Annotated in this window: 17 protein-coding genes and 1 pseudogene; 5 read left to right on the top strand and 13 right to left on the bottom strand. The window is 72.1% G+C overall.

Annotated elements, in window-relative coordinates; genetic code table 11:
• Positions 1–7: 7 nt before the first annotated feature.
• Together GIS00_RS02690 and GIS00_RS02685 are read right to left on the bottom strand one after the other, a co-directional pair.
• Positions 8–1,216: a DUF885 domain-containing protein gene (locus GIS00_RS02690; protein WP_154766840.1), complete on the bottom strand. Its 1,209-nt coding sequence runs from the start codon at positions 1,214–1,216 to the stop codon at positions 8–10.
• 25 nt (positions 1,217–1,241) lie between these two features.
• Entirely contained in the window at positions 1,242–2,009 is a 768-nt protein-coding gene (locus GIS00_RS02685; RefSeq protein WP_322097389.1) for an isoprenyl transferase, read from the bottom strand.
• 156 nt (positions 2,010–2,165) lie between these two features.
• Here GIS00_RS02685 and trhA point away from each other — a divergent pair, with 156 nt between their 5' ends.
• Positions 2,166–2,840: a PAQR family membrane homeostasis protein TrhA gene (trhA, locus tag GIS00_RS02680; RefSeq protein WP_154766839.1), complete on the top strand. Its 675-nt coding sequence runs from the start codon at positions 2,166–2,168 to the stop codon at positions 2,838–2,840.
• Positions 2,841–2,907: 67 nt separating this feature from the next.
• Here trhA and GIS00_RS02675 read toward each other — a convergent pair.
• A pseudogene (locus tag GIS00_RS02675) lies at positions 2,908–3,450 on the bottom strand (hypothetical protein); the annotation flags it as partial.
• Between the two features lie 753 nt (positions 3,451–4,203).
• Between GIS00_RS02675 and GIS00_RS02670 the strand changes: the two are divergent.
• Positions 4,204–4,524, top strand: a complete 321-nt coding sequence (locus GIS00_RS02670) for a hypothetical protein (RefSeq protein WP_154766838.1) — start codon at positions 4,204–4,206, stop codon at positions 4,522–4,524.
• Positions 4,525–4,637: 113 nt separating this feature from the next.
• On the opposite strand, the gene GIS00_RS02665 is transcribed toward GIS00_RS02670, so the two are convergent.
• From GIS00_RS02665 to GIS00_RS02655, 3 genes are all read right to left on the bottom strand, one after another.
• Positions 4,638–4,964, bottom strand: coding sequence for a hypothetical protein (locus GIS00_RS02665; protein WP_154766837.1), 327 nt, complete (start codon positions 4,962–4,964; stop codon positions 4,638–4,640).
• A gap of 6 nt (positions 4,965–4,970) precedes the next feature.
• A complete protein-coding gene (locus GIS00_RS02660) occupies positions 4,971–5,303 on the bottom strand; it encodes a DUF3140 domain-containing protein (RefSeq protein WP_154766836.1) in 333 nt (110 codons plus the stop codon).
• A 111-nt stretch (positions 5,304–5,414) separates the two neighbouring features.
• Positions 5,415–5,828: an acyl-CoA thioesterase gene (locus GIS00_RS02655; RefSeq protein ID WP_154766835.1), complete on the bottom strand. Its 414-nt coding sequence runs from the start codon at positions 5,826–5,828 to the stop codon at positions 5,415–5,417.
• A gap of 182 nt (positions 5,829–6,010) precedes the next feature.
• Between GIS00_RS02655 and GIS00_RS02650 the strand changes: the two genes are divergently transcribed.
• Positions 6,011–6,508, top strand: coding sequence for a hypothetical protein (locus GIS00_RS02650; protein WP_154766834.1), 498 nt, complete (start codon positions 6,011–6,013; stop codon positions 6,506–6,508).
• Between the two features lie 13 nt (positions 6,509–6,521).
• On the opposite strand, the gene GIS00_RS02645 is transcribed toward GIS00_RS02650, so the two are convergent.
• From GIS00_RS02645 to mca, 3 genes are all read right to left on the bottom strand, one after another.
• Positions 6,522–8,531: a thioredoxin domain-containing protein gene (locus GIS00_RS02645; protein WP_154766833.1), complete on the bottom strand. Its 2,010-nt coding sequence runs from the start codon at positions 8,529–8,531 to the stop codon at positions 6,522–6,524.
• 105 nt (positions 8,532–8,636) lie between these two features.
• Entirely contained in the window at positions 8,637–8,981 is a 345-nt protein-coding gene (locus GIS00_RS02640; protein ID WP_154766832.1) for a hypothetical protein, read from the bottom strand.
• Complete coding sequence (gene mca / locus GIS00_RS02635; protein WP_154766831.1) at positions 8,978–10,045, bottom strand: mycothiol conjugate amidase Mca; 1,068 nt, start codon at positions 10,043–10,045, stop codon at positions 8,978–8,980. Before mca ends, GIS00_RS02640 begins: the two co-directional genes overlap by 4 nt.
• A gap of 531 nt (positions 10,046–10,576) precedes the next feature.
• Between mca and greA the strand changes: the two genes are divergently transcribed.
• Entirely contained in the window at positions 10,577–11,065 is a 489-nt protein-coding gene (greA, locus tag GIS00_RS02630; protein WP_154766830.1) for a transcription elongation factor GreA, read from the top strand.
• A gap of 97 nt (positions 11,066–11,162) precedes the next feature.
• Here greA and ilvA read toward each other — a convergent pair whose 3' ends face one another.
• The 4 genes from ilvA to GIS00_RS02610 form a co-directional block, all read right to left on the bottom strand.
• The gene (ilvA, locus tag GIS00_RS02625) at positions 11,163–12,410 is read right to left on the bottom strand and encodes a threonine ammonia-lyase (RefSeq protein WP_230312728.1); all 1,248 of its coding nucleotides are present in this window, start codon (positions 12,408–12,410) and stop codon (positions 11,163–11,165) included.
• Between the two features lie 66 nt (positions 12,411–12,476).
• The gene (locus GIS00_RS02620; protein WP_154766829.1) at positions 12,477–13,502 is read right to left on the bottom strand and encodes an ROK family protein; all 1,026 of its coding nucleotides are present in this window, start codon (positions 13,500–13,502) and stop codon (positions 12,477–12,479) included.
• Positions 13,503–13,628: 126 nt separating this feature from the next.
• Positions 13,629–14,792 (bottom strand): cystathionine gamma-synthase, encoded by a 1,164-nt coding sequence (locus tag GIS00_RS02615; RefSeq protein WP_154766828.1) that lies wholly within the window; start codon positions 14,790–14,792, stop codon positions 13,629–13,631.
• A gap of 76 nt (positions 14,793–14,868) precedes the next feature.
• A complete protein-coding gene (locus GIS00_RS02610) occupies positions 14,869–15,363 on the bottom strand; it encodes a hypothetical protein (protein WP_154766827.1) in 495 nt (164 codons plus the stop codon).
• A 242-nt stretch (positions 15,364–15,605) separates the two neighbouring features.
• Here GIS00_RS02610 and GIS00_RS02605 point away from each other — a divergent pair, with 242 nt between their 5' ends.
• Entirely contained in the window at positions 15,606–16,493 is an 888-nt protein-coding gene (locus GIS00_RS02605) for a DMT family transporter (RefSeq protein WP_407666781.1), read from the top strand.
• The last annotated feature ends 3 nt before the right edge of the window (positions 16,494–16,496 follow it).

Below are 16,496 nucleotides of genomic sequence, written 5' to 3'. Positions count from 1 at the left end.
AGCGTGTTCAGACCAGCTCGGCCCTGATCACGGCCGGTGTCAGCGGTTCGTCCAGCAGCCGGCGGAACCGCTCGAAAGCGGTCACCCCTCCCTCGCGCGCCTCCAGCCACGGCCGCAGCAGCCGCTCCCCCTCGACGTAGGTGGAGCCGTACGCCCGCCACAGGGGATCGGTCATGAACCGCAACTGCTGCTTCGCCCGCGCCGGGTCGACCAGCGACCACCGGACCAGGTAGTCGGCGACCTCCGCCTCGTCCACCCCGCCGTCGTGCAGCATGATCGCGGCGTTCTGCCGCACGGTGTTCAGCGGGCGGGCGGCGATCTCCAGCGCCTCGACCAGCATCGGGTCGAAGGACGGCCCGATCCCGGCCAGCACATCGGCGGCCCAGGCGCCCCACCCCTCGCCGATCGCGGCGGACAGCGCCAGGTCGCCCAGACCCTCCGCCATCACGCACTGCGGGGTGTTGACCAGGAAGATCGTCTGCTCGAGCTGGCCACCGCGCCGGACCAGCAGGTCCTCCTTGCGGCAGTGCTCGGTGTGGTGGCCGGGGTAGCACTCGTGCGCCACCAGCACCGGCAGCTGGCTCATCCGGTGCGCGACGTCGGCGTTGACCGCGACCCGCGAGGTGTAGTCACCGAGGTAGTAGTTGAAGCCGCTCCAGGCGACGTCCCGTTCGATCTCGAAGTCGATGTGCTCGCCGGGCTCCAGGCCGGCGGCCGGTACCACCCGGTCGCGCAGTGCCGCGGCCAGGGCACGGACCGCCGGCTCCACCAGTTCCGGCGGGCAGGCCTCGGCGCCGCGCACGGCCGACAGCCGCTCGCCGACCGGCCCCGACCCGCCGAGCAGCTCCGCGATGTCCTGGTGTGCCTGGGCGTAGACGTCGGTGTCCACCAGGGCGATGTCGACCTGGAAGTAGGCGGCGACCTCCTCCACCAGCGTCATCTCCCGGCCGGCCAGCCGAGCGGCGTTCTGCTCCAGCGCGGCCAGGTGGGCCCGGACGAACTCCTCCCGGTCGGCGGGCAGGCCGGCGTCGGGCAGCGCGAAGAGCAGGTTCCGGGCCTGGTCGAGCAGGTCGTCCGCGGTCGGCATCGGTTCGTCGGCGACCCGTTGCCCGACGGCCGGGTCCCCGGTGTAGGCGTCGACGAACCCGTCGACCAGCCGGTCGAACCGCAGTCCGAGCTCGAGATATCCGGTGACGAGGTCGTCGGTGGCGGTCATGGCGGCCAACGCTAGCCCCGGCGGCTCACTCGCCGAAGCGGCGGTGCCGGGCGGCGTAGTCACGCAGCGCCCGGAGGAAGTCGACCCGGCGGAAATCCGGCCAGTCCGCCTCGTAGAACCAGTACTCGGAGTGCGCGCTCTGCCAGAGCAGAAAGCCGGACAGCCGCTGCTCACCCGAGGTCCGGATGACCAGGTCCGGATCCGGCTGGCCCGAGGTGTAGAGGTGGTCGCCGATCGCATCCACGTCCAGGCCGTCGATCAACTGGTCCAGCGACCGCCCGGCCGCGGCGCCGGTGCGCAGGTAGGAGGTCACGGCATCGGCGATCTCCTGCCGGCCGCCGTACCCGACGGCGATGTTCACCTCGACACCGGTGCGGTCGGCGGTCCGCATCTCGGCCGCCGACAGCCGGGTCGCCATCCACGGCGGCAGCACGTCCATCGCCCCGACCATGCGGAGCTTCCACGGCTGGTCCGGCGCGGCCAGGTCGTCGACGACATCGGTGATGATCGACAGCAGCGGCTGCAGCTCGTCGTCCGGTCTGCGGAGGTTGTCGGTGGACAGCAGCCACAGGGTGACCATCGGGATCCCGCCCTCGGAGCACCACTGCAACAGGTTCGCGATGTGCGCGGCGCCGGCCCGGTGGCCGTCGTTGACGTTGGCCAGACCGCTCTTCCGGGCCCAGCGCCGATTGCCGTCGATGATGACGCCGATGTGGTGCGGGAGGGCCCCGCCGGTGAGTCCCCGGGCGATGCGGGACTCGTACAGGCGGTAGACGAGAGCCGGGAGCCGCACGCGGTCACTCTACGACCAGCACCCGGCCGGGCCACGGCCACGTGACGTGGACCCGGGCCCGCCCGGTGACCGGCCGATGAGTGATCCCGGTGCATCGCCTGTGGAGTCACCCACGAACGGTCGCCGGAACGTCCGGGACCAGGCACCATGGACGGCATGACGGCCGCACTGCTCGACCGCCCCTCCCCCGCCACCAGGCCCCGGGCCCGGGGCTGGATCCACCTCTACTCCGCGTATGTCGCGGTGGCGATGGGGATCTCGCTGGTGGTGCTGGCCGCGACCCTCCGGGGCGCCGGGGCGGCGTTCGCCTGTGCGGTGTACGCGGCCACCATCATCGGGCTCTTCTCGGTGAGTGCGACCTACCACCGGCACGTCTGGGTCTCCACCCGGGCGCGCACCTGGATGAAGCGCGCCGACCACTCGATGATCTTCGTGTTCATCGCCGGGACCTACACGCCGATCGCCGCGCTGGCGCTGCCGCCGACCACCGGCAACTGGGTGCTCTGGACGGTGTGGGTCGGTGCCCTGGGCGGCGTCGGGCTAAAGATGCTGTTCCCGCACGCGCCGCGTTGGCTGGGCGTGCCCTTCTACATCGCGCTCGGCTGGGTGGCCATCTTCGTCACGCCGGAGCTGCTGACCCATGCCGGTGTCGCGCCCTTCGTGCTGATCGTCGCGGGCGGCCTGCTCTACACGGTCGGGGCCGTGTTCTACGCGACCCGGCGCCCCAACCCCTGGCCGCTGACCTTCGGGTACCACGAGCTGTTCCACGCCGCCGTGTCGCTGGCCGCGGCCTGCCACTGCGTGGCGATCTGGTTGGCCCTGCTCGGCTGATCACACCCGGCCGTTGACGACGAAGGGCGCCACCGGGATTCCGGTGGCGCCCTTCGTGTGTCGGGGATCAGCCCAGGTCGGGACCCTTGTCCCGGACCCGGTTGACCTGCTCCATCGCCTCGCGCAGCTCACCGAGCCAGCTGTCGGCGTGCTCGCCGACCAGGCGGACGGCCCAGACCAGGGCGTCGGCGCGGGACCGGGCGACCCCGGAATCGACCAGGGTGTCCAGGATCTGCCGCTCGGGCTGGCGCAGCCGGGTCATCACCGGGACGGATGCCGTGGTGAACAGCTCCTCGGTGCCGCCCTGGCGGGCGCCCCAGGAGACCTCGCGGCGGTAGCGGAACTGCGCCTGCTGGGCGATCTCGATCCGCTGCTCGCGGGTGTCCTCGCGGAACCGGGAGATCCGTCCGGCCTCGGCGGCCGCGATCGTCGCGGCGTCGCCACCGGCGTTCTCCAGTGCCGGGAGCTCTCCCAGCACCGTGATCTCGTCACGGTCCACGATCACCTCGGGGGCGCCGGTGAACCAGTCACCGGGCAGCCGACCGGCGAACCAGCCGGCGGCGTCGCTCGCATCGGGGACCTCGGGACCTCCACGTCCGCCGCGGCCACCGCCGCGCGGACCACGGGGTCCGCCCGGACCGCCGGGGCCGAAGCCGCGCCCCGGTCCGAACCCGCGGCCACCGGGGCCGCGTCGTCCGCGCGGGCCCGGGCCACCTTCGCCCTCGGGTCCGTCGGCACTGAACATCGCTTCGAAAGGATGCCTTCTCATGTCGGTACTCCTCGTACTCGTCGAAACGGGAACCTCCTGTTCTCGTTGTTGATTACATGATTACACGCTTGCAAACGTTGCACAAGTAAGAGGCAGATGTGCGTTCGTCGTGCAACGGGCGAGCGGACTGTTCCGTCCTGCTGTCGACGAGTCCGGACGATGCGAGGAGCGCTCATGGGGTCGAAGCGAGGGTCGGACGCAGCCCTGCTCGTGGCTGCTGCCGCGCTGGTGGCACTCGTCAGCGGATGTGCGGCCACACCGGGAGCGACGAGTGCCCGGGACTTCTCCGGCGTGTCGACGAACGGCCCGGTCACGAGTTCGGCGTCACCCCTGGTCGCCGGCTCCATCGGTCCGGTGTCGGACGTCCCTGTCGATCCGGCACCCGCACCGTCGTCGGATCTGCCGTCGTCGGATCTGCAATCGCCGGGGTGGCCTACCGGAACCGGACCGGTATCGGACGTCCCCGTCGATTCGGCACCCGCCACGCACACCCCGGACACCAGGAGCTCTGACAGCACCACCTCACCATCCGGATCCGGCCCGGCGGCCGGCCATCCCCGGAGTCTGGCGGACCTGGACGGCCACAGTTTCCGGTTGGTCAGGACGCTCACCGATGCCGGCGGCGCGGACCTGATGCACGACGACGCCTCGTTCGTGCTGACCTTCGGCAGCGGGACAGCCACCGGGGTCAGTCAGTGCGGGGTGCACACCTACGGGGCGGTGACCGAGGTCGACCCCACATCCGCTCTCGGCGACTTCACCCTCGACCTCGGGACGCCGAGCGGTCCCGACTGCATTCTCGGCGACGACCCGGGATCCCTTCCCATGGGGCAGTTGTCGTGGGGCTGGGATCCTCAGGCACGTCACTACTGGTTGAGCACCGGGTACGTCGCCTGGTTCTTCGCCGAGGCCTGATCCGCCGGGCGCCCGAAGCGGCCCCGAGACCCCGCGTGACCCGATCGCCCGCCCGGACTCCACTGACGGGAAGGCCGGTCGCGGCTGGTCGTCCGCTGGTGGATGTAGGCCCGTCAGTCACTGCCTGCGACGGACGCCCACCACTCCGCATAGGGCGTGGTGCGCGCCGGGTGTCGGGTGAGGTCGGGTTCGTCGTCGTCCCACCACACCGGACCTCGCTCGCCCAGGGCTTCCTTCGCCGCCTGCACCGCGGCCCGGGCCGCGGCCAGCGCCGTGTCGTCGTCGGCCCGCTTCGCCGCGGCGACCGCGCGGCGGGCGTCCATCAGCGCGTTCACCGCTTGCTGCCGCTGCTCCTCCGTGAGCAGCGGGTCGGACCGCCGCCAGAGCCGGCCGCGGACGACGAGGTAGCGCCCGTCCGGCGTCACCGGATACCCCGACATCGGCGGCTACTTCTTCGTCGGGTCGTGGCCCCAGTTCATCAGCGAATACCGCCAAGTGGTGTCCCGGATGTCACCGCTCGGTCGCTGCGCCAGGTGCCGCTTCACATACCCCACCACCTTGCGCATGTGGGCGAGGTCGTCCTCGGTCAGGTCGTCCTTGGTCTTCCGCAGGATCTCGACGATCCGCCGTCCCGAATGGTGGCCGGTGGACTCACCTCCGCCCTTGTGCTGGCCGGATTCCCTGGAGTTGTCGGTCTGCAACCACTTCTCCAGGCTCCCGGGGGACATGTTGACGGCCTCTTCGAAGTCCTTGCGGGTGTCGTCCGTGTCGCCGGTCATGTCGATCCCTCCTGGGTGGATCCGACCACGGCTGTCCGCACCGGCCGGTGATCCGTTGTCGCTTATCGGTACCCCTGCGGCCGACGATCAACGCCTCCGGGCCCCGAACGGTCAGTCGAGGTGCATGCGATCCCGGTTGTAGGTGATCTCGGTGTAGCCGTGCGGAGCGGGCACGCCGTCCTCGCCGACGTTCACCATGACGACCTTCTCGATCGTCAGGATGTTCCGCCGGGTGATCATGTTCCGCACCGCCGCCCGCAGGGTGATCGAGGTGCGTCCGAAAGCCGTTGCCCGCAGTCCCATCTCGACCAGTTCGCCCTGCCGCGCCGAGCTCACGAAGTTGATCTCGGACATGTACTTGGTGACCACCCGGCCGTTGCCGAGCTGCAGGATCGCGTAGATCGCCGCTTCCTCGTCGATCCAGCGCAGCAGGCTCCCGCCGAACAGCGTGCCGTTCGGGTTGAGGTCTTCCGGGCGGACCCACTTGCGGGTCCGGAAGGTGATCTCGTCGTCCTCGTCGGCCATACGCACTCCTCGTTCGATATGTCAGGACAATACGACAGCAGAGTCGATCCCGATTCGGCGGATCGCGACGCAGCGAAGAACCGGAGAAATCGGACGGATCCATCGGGAACCGATCGACAGCGAGTCGCATCGGAGTGTGCAACCGGCCCGCACACGACGGGCCCACCCTCCGGGAGCGACCCATGGACGAGTACGGCAGCGAGTACGGGTACGGCTACGGCACCGCGACCTACGGCTACGGCACCTACGAGGGCGGCGCCTCCTACGGCTACGGCTACGCCGGCGAGTACGGCGCCGGGTCGTACGGTGCGGAGTCGTACGACAGCGGATACGGCTCCTACTCCTACGACACCCAGATCCCCGGGTACGACGCCAACCCGATGGGCCTGCCTTCGGTGGCGGACCTCAACCAGATGGCGAACCAGGCCTACGACCAGACCACCGCCACCCTGGACGGCCAGGTCGCGCAGATGAACGAGCAGTACGCCGCCTACGGCCAGACCATCGACACCATGAACCAGGACGGCCGGTACGACGGGATCCTCGCGCAGGCCGACCAGGCCGACGCGCAGATGGCCTACGGCTACCAGCAGTACGGCAACTCCGTCTCCGCGCAGACCAACGCCGAGTCCTGGGAGCAGGCCGGTGCCCAGTCCTACTGGGTCGGCCAGGGCCTCTGACCGGATCAGCGCGTCAGACCGGTGGGGCGCCGAGCACCGACTCCAGATCGGTGACCTCGGTGACCGGCCGGTCGCAGACGAACCCACGACACACGTAGACCGCCGGCCGTCCGCCGACCAGCGGACGGCCGGCCAACAGCGGTGCCCCGGGCAGGTCCGGCGGCCCGGCCTCGATCACCGATCCCCCGGGCATCCCTGTCGCGGCTGCCAGCGCGAGAGCATCGCGCTCCGGCCCATCGGGACCACTCACCGCGATCTGCAGCGGTCCGGTGACCATCGCCTCCGCGACGGCCAGGTAGTTGCCCACGGCCCGCGGCGCCCGGTCGACCAGCGCGGCGACCGAGGCCAGGATCCGCTCGGCCTCCTCGCGCAGGTCGCTCCGCCCGGTGAGCGCGGCGGCGGTGAGCAGCGCATCGGCGATCGTGGACGGCCCGCCCGGTGCGGCCCCGTCGGTGACATCCCGCGGCCTCATCACGAGATCCTCTGCCCCATCGGCGGTGTCATACCACGTGCCGTCAGGCGCGCGGAAGTCGCCGGTCGCCGCCATCAGCACCTGCTCGGCCCGGCCGAGCCATCCGTCACCGGGTCGTGACTGGTGCACGGCGAGCATCGCCGCTGCCGTTCCGGCCACGTCGGCGAGCACCGCGGCGCCCGGACCCGGCCGCCCGCCACGGGAGGACCGACGCCACCGCCCGTCCACCAGGTGCACCCGCACCAGTGTCTCGAGCGCCGTCGCGGCGGCGTCGACCCATTCCGGCTCGTCCATCGACAGGCCTGCCTCGGCGAGGGCGACCGCTGCCAACGCATTGCTGCGCAGCACGACGATGTCGTCCCTGGACGGCTGCGGACGGTGCTGCCGGACCGCCAGCAGCCGGGCACGCAGACCTTCGAACCGCACCGGGTCGTCGGGATCGGCCGGCAGCCGCAGGACGTGCCCGCCAACCTCCTCCACCTCGGGGCCGTCGGCGGCGAACCACCGGCGCGCGGCCGCGGCGTCGGCGACACCTGCGGCCCCGGCGAGCTGTTCGTCGGTCCAGACGTAGGTGGCACCCTCCACCCCACCGGTGTCCGCGTCCAACGAGGCGGCGAACACCCCCTCGTCGGTCCGCAGCTCGTCGAGCAGGAACCGGGCCGTCGACCGCGCGACCGCTGCCGAACGGGCGGATCCGGTGAGCCGGGCATGGTGTGCGTACAGCCGCAGCAGCAGGGCGTTGTCGTCCAGCATCTTCTCGAAATGCGGTACATGCCAGGCACTGTCGACGCTGTAGCGGGCGAAGCCGCCGGCCAGCTGGTCATGGATGCCGCCCCGCGCCATCCCGTCCAGGGTGACCTCGACCGCCTGCAGCGCCTCCGCCGATCCCGTTCGTTCCGCGTGGCGGAGCAGGAACTCGCAGATCATCGCCGGCGGGAACTTGGGTGCACCGCGGAAGCCACCGGCGATCGGGTCGATCGTCGACACCACCGACCGGGCGGCCAGGTCCAGGGCACCCGGTCCCGGTAGCTCGCCGCCGGTGGGCGCATCGGCGGTCTCCCGGAGGCTGCGCGCGATGTCCGCCGCCGCGTCGGTCAGCCGGCTGCGATCACCGGTCCAGGCCTCGCGGACGGCGGTGAGCACCTGCCGGAACGACGGCATGCCGTGGCGCGGCTCGGGCGGGAAGTAGGTGCCGGCGTAGAAGGGAGCGCCGTCCGGGGTCAGGAAGCAGGTCATCGGCCAGCCGCCCTGGCCGGTCAGCGCCTGGACCGCGGTCATGTAGACGGCGTCGACGTCCGGCCGCTCCTCGCGGTCCACCTTGATCGCCACGAACCCGGCGTTGATCTCGGCCGCCGTCGCCTCGTCCTCGAACGACTCGTGCGCCATCACGTGGCACCAGTGGCAGGCGGCGTACCCGACGGACAGCAGGACCGGCACGTCCCGCTCGCGGGCCTCGGCGAACGCCGCGGGCTCCCACTCCCACCAGTCGACCGGGTTGTCCGCGTGCTGCAGCAGGTACGAGCTCATCGCCGAGGCGAGGCGGTGGGGCATGGAAGAGAACTCCTGCGGGTCGACGACGATCATCTCCCCCCAGTGGTACCCGGGAAAGATGAAAGCCGACCGCCCAGCGACCAGTGGCGAGTTCGCCGGTCTGACTCAGGCGCGGCCGGCCGCCGGCGGGTCGTCGGTGCCGGCGGGAGCTGACGGTGCGGCGTCGCCGGTGGCGGCGACGGTCGCGGTGGCCTGCGCGGACTCGTCGCGACCCTCGGCCGTCGGGGTTTCCGGGGCGGGCGGGTCGAAGCTGGTGGGGACCCTGCGGATGTTCTTGGAGAACGACCGGGCGAGGAAATAGCAAGCGACGCACAGCAGCACGATCACCAGCAGGCCGATCGGCGCGGCCTTGCCCCACTCGGGGCCCTTGCCGGTGCTCGGGTCGACCTCGGCCGGCGTGGTCTCGACCACCAGCAGGTGGACCCGGGCCAGCAGGTCGGAGCCGGTCACGAGCGGACCTTCTCCCGGATGCCGGCGAACAGGTCGTCCTCGGGCAGCGAGGTGTCGACCAGCGCCCTGGCCAGTTCGTAGTCGTCGGTCCCCCAGACGGAGGCCTCGACATCGCGCGGGATGGCGAACCAGTGCGACTCCGGATCGATCTGGGTCTCGTGCGCCTTCAGCGCCGCGTCCCGCTGGTCGAAGAAATCGGCGGCCGGCACCCTGGTGGTCGTGCGCTCGCCCGGGTCCTGCCGCGGGTGGCCGTCGGCCTCCCGCTTCTTGTCCATCTCGGCGAACCGGGCGATCCACTCGTCGTACGGGCCCTCACCGGTCCGCGCCCGGACGGCCTCGTTGATGGCGACGATCTTCTCCCGGGAGAAGCCGGCGTTGTAGTAGAGCTTCAGCGGCTGCCAGGGCTCACCGGCGTCCGGGAAAGCATCCGGGTCGCCGGCCGCCTCGAAGGCCCCCATCGACACCACGTGACACCGGATGTGATCCGGGTGCGGGTAGCCGCCGTTCTCGTCGTAGGTGGTCATCACGTGCGGGCGGAAAGCGCGAACCACCCGCACCAGGGCCTCGATCTCCTCGGCCGGGTCGCGGTCGGCGAAGCTGCCCGGCGGCAGCTCCCAGGTGTCCTTCGGGCCCTCGTGGTAGCCGGAGTCCTCGTAGCCCAGCCAGGTGTGGGCGACGCCGAGGATCTGTGCGGCCCTTGCCATCTCGGTCTGCCGGAGGACGGGGATGTCGATCCCGCCGTGCTGGAACTTAGGGTTGAGGATGTCGCCGCGCTCGCCGCCGGTGCAGGACACCACCATCACGCCCACGCCCTCGGCGGCGTACTTGGCCAGGCTGGCCGCGCCCTTGCTGGACTCGTCGTCCGGGTGCGCGTGCACCGCCATCAGCCGCAGCGGCGCGGCGGCGGCGGCCACCGCACGTGCCTCGGCCGCGTCGACCAGCTCCTGCGGCACGCCCGCGGGCAGGTCCGCGCCGGCCTCGACGACAGCCGCCGGATCGGTGCCGTTGACGCCGTTCACCGACGCGGCCGCGGCATCCTGAGGGCTCGTTGTCTCGCTCACCATCGCTCCAGATCGATCTCGGTACAGCACCGTCGGCACCACACAGTCCCGACAACAGCAGACGCACCCGCCGGTTCCCCGGCGCCCGTCCGGAACCATTCTCCCCCTCGCCGGGGACGACCCGGACCGCACCGGCTCAGCTGCCGGTGAACACCCCGGCCGGCACCGTCCCGGCCGGCGGCCTTCGCGAGCAGGACGACGGTCGGCGCAGGTCAGGTACCTCGGAGCGGCCGGCGGTTTCCGTGCGATCCGGGCCGGACAGGACGAACTGGTGTTAAAATGTCCGGGAACTCGCGGCCACTCCACGCCCACGTGGGATGGCCGCGAGATTTTTTCGATCGGGACACGGGCGCACCAGCGAAGGACGCCGCTCCGGGATCGGGAACGCGACTCGCGACCGCCTCGGGTGGGAACGGCCGCATCCCCGACCTCCGCGGAACCGCCTCCGGCGGTGGCGGCACCCCACAGCGGTACCGGGCACGGAGCCCGCGTCACCGGTCCCGGGCACAGACAGAAGGATCAGGAGGAACGGCGATGACCAGCAGCACTGCGTGGCTGACCCAGGAAGCGCACGACCGGCTGAAGAAGGAGCTGGACGACCTCGTCGCCCAGCGGCCCGTGATCGCGGCGGAGATCAACGACCGCCGCGAGGAAGGCGACCTCAAGGAGAACGGTGGCTACCACGCCGCCCGCGACGAGCAGGCGCGCCAGGAGGAGCGGATCCGCAAGATCCAGGAGCTCCTGCGCAACGCCGAGGTGGGTGTGCGGCCGGCCGACGACGGTGTCGTCGAGCAGGGCATGCAGGTCACCATCTCCTACGACGGGGACGACGACGACCAGGAGACCTTCCTGCTGGGCAACCGCGAGGAGGGCGCCCACGGGTCGCTGCAGGTCTACTCGCCGCAGTCGCCGCTCGGCGCCGCGATCCTCGGGGCCACCCCGGGCGAGAACCGCGAGTACCTGCTGCCCAACGGCCGCACCCAGAAGGTCACCGTGGTCGCGGCGACGCCGTTCGCCGGCTGACCGGGTCACTCCAGCCAGCACCAAGCACCAGCAACGCCCGCAGGCAGCAGCCGGCGGGCGTTCTGCTGTCCCCGAGGGCCCGCTGCAGCAGGGCCGGTCAGCTGTGGTCCAGCACCCGGACGCTGATCTCCTCCAGCACCTCGAGCAGCTGCAGCCGGTGCTCGGCGCCGCGGCACTCCAGCCGTAGCGCCACCTCGACGTCACCCAGCGCCAGACCGGAGCCGAGCCGGGACTGCTCGACGTCGACCACCGACGCGCCGAGCCCGGCCAGGGTGGACAGCAGCCGGGCCAGCGACCCCGGGCGGTCGGAGATCTCGATCCGCGCGGACAGGAACCGGTCGGCCGCGACCAGGCCGTGCTCGGTGACGTGCAGCAGCACCAGCGGGTCGATGTTGCCGCCGGACAGCACGGCCACCACCGGCGGCGCGAACCGGGCCGGGTCGGCCATGATCGCGGCGACCGAGGCCGCACCGGACGGCTCGACCACCAGCTTCGCGCGCTCCATGCACAGCAGCATCGCCCGGGACAGCTGGTTCTCGCTGACCGTGACGATCTCGTCGACCAGGGTCGAGACGTGGCTGTAGGTCAGGGCGGTCGGCTCGCCGACCGCGATGCCGTCGGCCAGCGTGCTCATCCGCTGCAACCGGACCGGCTTGCCTTCCGCCAGCGAGCCCGGCCACGCGGCGGCCTGCTCGGCCTGCACCCCGACCACCCGGACGTCGGGTCGCAGCTCCTTGATCACCGCCGCAATCCCCGAGATCAGGCCGCCACCACCGGTGGCCACCACGACGGTCGCGACATCCGGTACCTGCTCGAGGATCTCCAGTCCGACGGTGCCCTGGCCGCGCAGCACGTCCGGGTGGTCGAACGGGTGCACCAGCACGGCTCCGGTGCGGGCGGCGAAAGCCCTTGCCTCGACGAGTGACTCCTCGAGGGTCTCGCCGACCAGGTGCACCGTGGCGCCGTAGGCGCGGGTCGCGGACAGCTTGGCGATCGAGGCGCCGACCGGCATGAACACCGTCGCCTCGATGCCGAGCAACGAGGCGGCGAGGGCGACGCCCTGGGCGTGGTTGCCGGCGCTGGCCGCCACCACCCCGGCGGCGCGCTCCTCGTCCGTCAACCGGGAGATGCGGGTGTACGCGCCGCGGATCTTGAACGAGCCGGTGCGCTGCAGGTTCTCGCACTTCAGGTAGACCGGCCCGTCCACCAGCGCGGCCAGCGGCCTGGAGGACTCCATGGGGGTGCGGCGCACGACACCGTCGAGCCGCTGCGCCGCCTCCCGCACCTGCGCCACGTCGACGGTCATGGTGGCGGCGTTTCCGGCCGCCGGCTGGGAGTCGCTCATGGACGCCCATCCTGCCAGCCGCGCCCGATCCGTACGCACCCGCGACCGGGCCCGGCCGCGGCCGGGTCAGCCGCGGTGCGATCCGGGGCGGTAGATCTCCGGCCGGTGCACCACGGCGGCGGCCCCGACGATGCCGGCGTCCCCGCCGAGCACGGCCGGCACCACCCGCGGCGAGGAGCTGTAGCCGAGCGCGGCGTACCGGGCGTAGCCGTCGTCGATCGGGTCGAAGAGCACCCGGCCGGCCTGGGCCACTCCCCCGCCGATCACCACGACGTCGAGGTCGAGCAGGGTGACCGCACCGGCGACCGCCATCCCGATCGCCTCGCCGGCGCGGCGGAAGGTGGCCAGCGCCACCGGGTCCCCACGGCGTGCGGCCGCGGCAACCGCTCCGGCGTCCCGTTCGTCGACCGCCTGCCCGGGAGCACCCGCCATGCCGTGCTGCGCCGCCCAGCGGGCGATGCTGCGCCCGGATGCGATCGCCTCCAGGCAACCGCGGCCGCCGCAGACGCACTCCGGCCCGTACGGATCGACACTCACGTGACCGATGTGCCCGGCGTTGCCGGTGGTGCCCTCGACCGCCTTGCCGTCGATGATCAGCCCGCCGCCGACGCCGGTGGAGACCACCATGCCCAGGACGTTGCGCCGGCCCTGGGCGGCGCCGCGCCAGTGCTCGGCGACCGCCACCGCGACCGCGTCGCCGATCATCCGGATCCCGGTGATCTCGTAGCGGTCCATCAACCGGTCCCGTAGCGGGAAGTTGCGCCAGCCCGGGATGTTCACCGGAGAGACCGTGCCGGCGTCCCGGTCCATCGGCGCGGCGGTGGCCACCCCGACCCCGGCCAGCCCGCCGATCTCCTCCGGCTCCAGCCCGACCGCGTGCAGCGCCGGGTCGATCGCGTCGCACAGGGCCCTGAACAGCGCCTCGCCGTCGCCGTCGGGGGTGGGCACCCGGTGGCCGGCGACGATCTCGCCCTGCGCACTGACCAGTGCCGCGGCGAGTTTCGTCCCGCCGATGTCGATCGCGAGGGCGAACCCGGCCGGATCCTGCGGCGCCGGCACCTCGCGGGTGCGGGTGCTGCTCTGCGCGCTCATCCACCGCCTCCTGTCCCGATGCATGCCTGCGGTGTCGCCATCGATTGTGGCCGGGATGCGCACCGTCCGTGGCGTTTCCGCCAGGTCGGACGGGGCGCTCGGAGTGCGGCCCGGCCGGCGTGCAGGTCAGGCCAGGGCGTCGGTGAGATCCGCGAGCAGGTCGTCGAGGTCCTCGATGCCGACGGACAGCCGGATCAGGTCGTCCGGCACCTCCAGGCCGGTCCCGGCGACACTCGCGTGGGTCATCAGGCCGGGGTGTTCGATCAGCGACTCGACCCCGCCGAGCGACTCGGCGAGGGTGAACAGCCGGGTCCGCGAGCAGACCTTCACGGCTTCCTCGCGGCCGCCGCGGACGGTGAACGAGACCATCCCGCCGAACCGGCTCATCTGGCCGGCCGCGACGTGGTGGCCGGGGTGGGTGGACAGACCCGGGAAGTACACGCGGCCGACCTTCGGGTGCTCGGACAGCATGTCGGCCACCGCGTCGGCGTTGTCGCAGTGCCGGTCCATCCGGACGGCGAGGGTCTTGAGTCCGCGGAGCGTGAGCCAGGCGTCGAACGGCCCGGCCACCCCGCCCATCGACTTGGCGTGGAAGGCGAAGTCCTCGCCCAGTTCCGCGTCCGCGGTGACCAGCGCGCCGCCGATCACGTCGGAGTGACCGCCGATGTACTTGGTCGTGGAGTGCAGCACCACGTCCGCGCCGAGGGCCAGCGGCAGCTGGAGATACGGTGTGGCGAAGGTGTTGTCGACGACCAGCCGGGCTCCGCGGTCGTGCGCGAGCCCGGCCAGCCCGGCGATGTCGGAGATGCCGAGCAGCGGGTTGGTCGGCGTCTCGCACCAGATGAGCTTCGTCCGGTCGGTCATCGCCGCGGCCACCGCGTCCAGGTCCGACAGCGGCACCTCGGTGTAGGTGAGACCCCAGGGCACGCCGATCTTGTCGATCAGCCGGAAGGTGCCGCCGTAGGCGTCGTTCGGGATGATCAGGTGATCGCCGGGACGCAGCATCGCCCGCACCGCGGCGTCGGCCGCCGCCATGCCGGACGCGAAGGCGTGGCCGGACCGGCCGCCCTCGAGATCGGCCAGCGCCACCTCCAACGCGGTGCGGGTCGGGTTGCCGGCACGCGAGTAGTCGTAGCCGGCGCGGGTCTCGCCCGCGACGTCCTGTGCGAACGTGGAGGTCTGGTAGATCGGCACCGCGACCGCGCCGGTGGTCGCCTCCGGGTCCTGGCCCGCATGGATGGCCCGGGTGGAGAAGCCGTCGGTGGTCGGGGGCACGGGCGCGGACGTCATGCCGGTCAGGGTAGTGCCGCCGGAGTCCCTCTCCGGCCGCGGCTCCGGCGGGGTGCCGGGGATCCGCCGCCGAGTGTCAGGTGCCCGGCCAGACCGTCGCCTGCGGGGCGGTGCCGATCGCGGCCGGGGCCGGGGCCCGGCGGACCCAGCGTTTGGTGGCCGGCAACAGCGCCAGTACCAGGACGACCACCCCGCCCCAGTACAGCGGCCACTGCTCGACCGGGGACCGTACGGTCCCGATGTCGTAGGAGAACTGGGCGATCGCGGTGATCACCACCGAGACCAGGGCACCGAAGACCAGCAGCCCGCGGCCGCGGCGGAAGAGCAGCAGCAGGGCGCCGAGCACCATCAGCACGGTCGCCGCGCCCCAGCCGACGATCGTCAGCGCGGCGGGCGCCGGCCAGTCCTCGAGATCGACCCCGGCCCGGATGGCGCTGTCCAGGCCGCGGTAGCTGAAGCTGCCCAGCATCCAGCCGGTGATCCCCGCGCAGGTGACCGCCAGCCCGGCGCCGAGTGCGGCCGCCAGGTCGTCCTGCTGCGCCAACTCGTACGGTGCGGGCAGTTGGGTCATCGCGTGCTCCCCGGCTCGGGACTGCCGGGGGCAACCCGGTCCGCTCCCAGTGTCGCGCACGGGCGAGGGGAATGTGGTGCCGCCGGGCGGATTCGTCCGCATCCGGGCCCTCCGCCGACCGGCAGCGGGGTCGGCAGGGCCGGTCCGGAAACCCGGCGGCGGCTGTCGGTGACCGGGGCTACGGTCACCCGGTGACCGAGCGCACCGTCCAGCCGCAGCAGTCCCCGCAGGCCCCCGCCGGGGTGGGCTGGCAGGCCTGGGCGGCGGTGTTGGTCACGGTCATCTTCTGGGCGTCGGCCTTCGTCGGGATCCGCAGTGCCTCCGAGGGGCTTCGCCCCGGGCCGCTGGCGCTGCTCCGGCTGCTGGTCGCCGCGGTGGTGCTCGGTGTCCTGGTACTGGTCCGGCGGGAGAAGCTGCCCCGCGGCCGGGACTGGTGGCTGGTGATCGCCTCCGGCGTGCTGTGGTTCGGCGTCTACAACGTCGCGCTCAACGCCGGCGAGCGCGAGGTCGACGCCGGGACGGCCGCCATGCTGGTCAACATCGGCCCGCTGGTGATCGCGCTGCTGGCGGGATGGCTGCTGCGGGAAGGGTTCCCGCGGTTGCTGGTGGCCGGCCTGCTGGTCAGTTTCGCCGGGGCGGTGATCGTCGGGATCTCCACCTCGCTGCACACCTCGAACGGGAACAGCGTGCTGGGCGTCGTGCTCTGCCTGGTCGCCGCCGTCACCTACGCCGCCGGGGTGGTCGCGCAGAAGCCGTTGCTGGCCCGGGTGTCGCCGCTGATGGTCACCTTCCTCGGCTGCGCCCTGGGTGCTGTGGTCTGCCTGCCGTTCGCGCCCGCGCTGGTCTCCGACGCCGGCACCGCCACCGCCGGGCAGCTGTGGACGGCCGTCTACCTCGGCATCTTCCCGACCGCACTGGCCTTCACCACCTGGGCCTACGCCCTCAAGCGGATGCCGGCCGGCCGGCTCGGGGCGACCACCTACGTGGTGCCGGCGATGGTGATCCTGATGTCGTGGGCGCTGCTCTCCGAGGTGCCGCCATGGGGTGCGGTGATCGGCGGCGTGGTGTGCCTGGCCGGGGTGGCCGTCGGCCGGATCAGCCCGCGCCGCAAGGCATCCGGGCCGGGCTGATCG

It is taken from the genome of Nakamurella alba (assembly GCF_009707545.1).
GTDB lineage: Bacteria > Actinomycetota > Actinomycetes > Mycobacteriales > Nakamurellaceae > Nakamurella > Nakamurella alba.
The sequence above is the reverse complement of the archived record's forward strand: the minus strand, read 5'-3'. Positions and strand labels throughout refer to the sequence as shown.

Excerpts from the sequence above, each read along its gene's own strand:
- GIS00_RS02655 (WP_154766835.1), bottom strand. The coding sequence starts at position 5,828 with ATGGCCGACGAGGACGACGAGATCACCTTCCGGACCCGCAAGTGGGTC.
- GIS00_RS02645 (WP_154766833.1), bottom strand. The coding sequence starts at position 8,531 with ATGCCCCACCGCCTCGCCTCGGCGATGAGCTCGTACCTGCTGCAGCAC.
- GIS00_RS02665 (WP_154766837.1), bottom strand. The coding sequence starts at position 4,964 with ATGTCGGGGTATCCGGTGACGCCGGACGGGCGCTACCTCGTCGTCCGC.
- ilvA (WP_230312728.1), bottom strand. The coding sequence starts at position 12,410 with ATGAGCGACTCCCAGCCGGCGGCCGGAAACGCCGCCACCATGACCGTC.
- GIS00_RS02610 (WP_154766827.1), bottom strand. The coding sequence starts at position 15,363 with ATGACCCAACTGCCCGCACCGTACGAGTTGGCGCAGCAGGACGACCTG.
- greA (WP_154766830.1), top strand. The coding sequence starts at position 10,577 with ATGACCAGCAGCACTGCGTGGCTGACCCAGGAAGCGCACGACCGGCTG.
- GIS00_RS02690 (WP_154766840.1), bottom strand. The coding sequence starts at position 1,216 with ATGACCGCCACCGACGACCTCGTCACCGGATATCTCGAGCTCGGACTG.
- GIS00_RS02650 (WP_154766834.1), top strand. The coding sequence starts at position 6,011 with ATGGACGAGTACGGCAGCGAGTACGGGTACGGCTACGGCACCGCGACC.
- GIS00_RS02615 (WP_154766828.1), bottom strand. The coding sequence starts at position 14,792 with ATGACGTCCGCGCCCGTGCCCCCGACCACCGACGGCTTCTCCACCCGG.
- mca (WP_154766831.1), bottom strand. The coding sequence starts at position 10,045 with ATGGTGAGCGAGACAACGAGCCCTCAGGATGCCGCGGCCGCGTCGGTG.
- GIS00_RS02620 (WP_154766829.1), bottom strand. The coding sequence starts at position 13,502 with ATGAGCGCGCAGAGCAGCACCCGCACCCGCGAGGTGCCGGCGCCGCAG.
- trhA (WP_154766839.1), top strand. The coding sequence starts at position 2,166 with ATGACGGCCGCACTGCTCGACCGCCCCTCCCCCGCCACCAGGCCCCGG.
- GIS00_RS02660 (WP_154766836.1), bottom strand. The coding sequence starts at position 5,303 with ATGACCGGCGACACGGACGACACCCGCAAGGACTTCGAAGAGGCCGTC.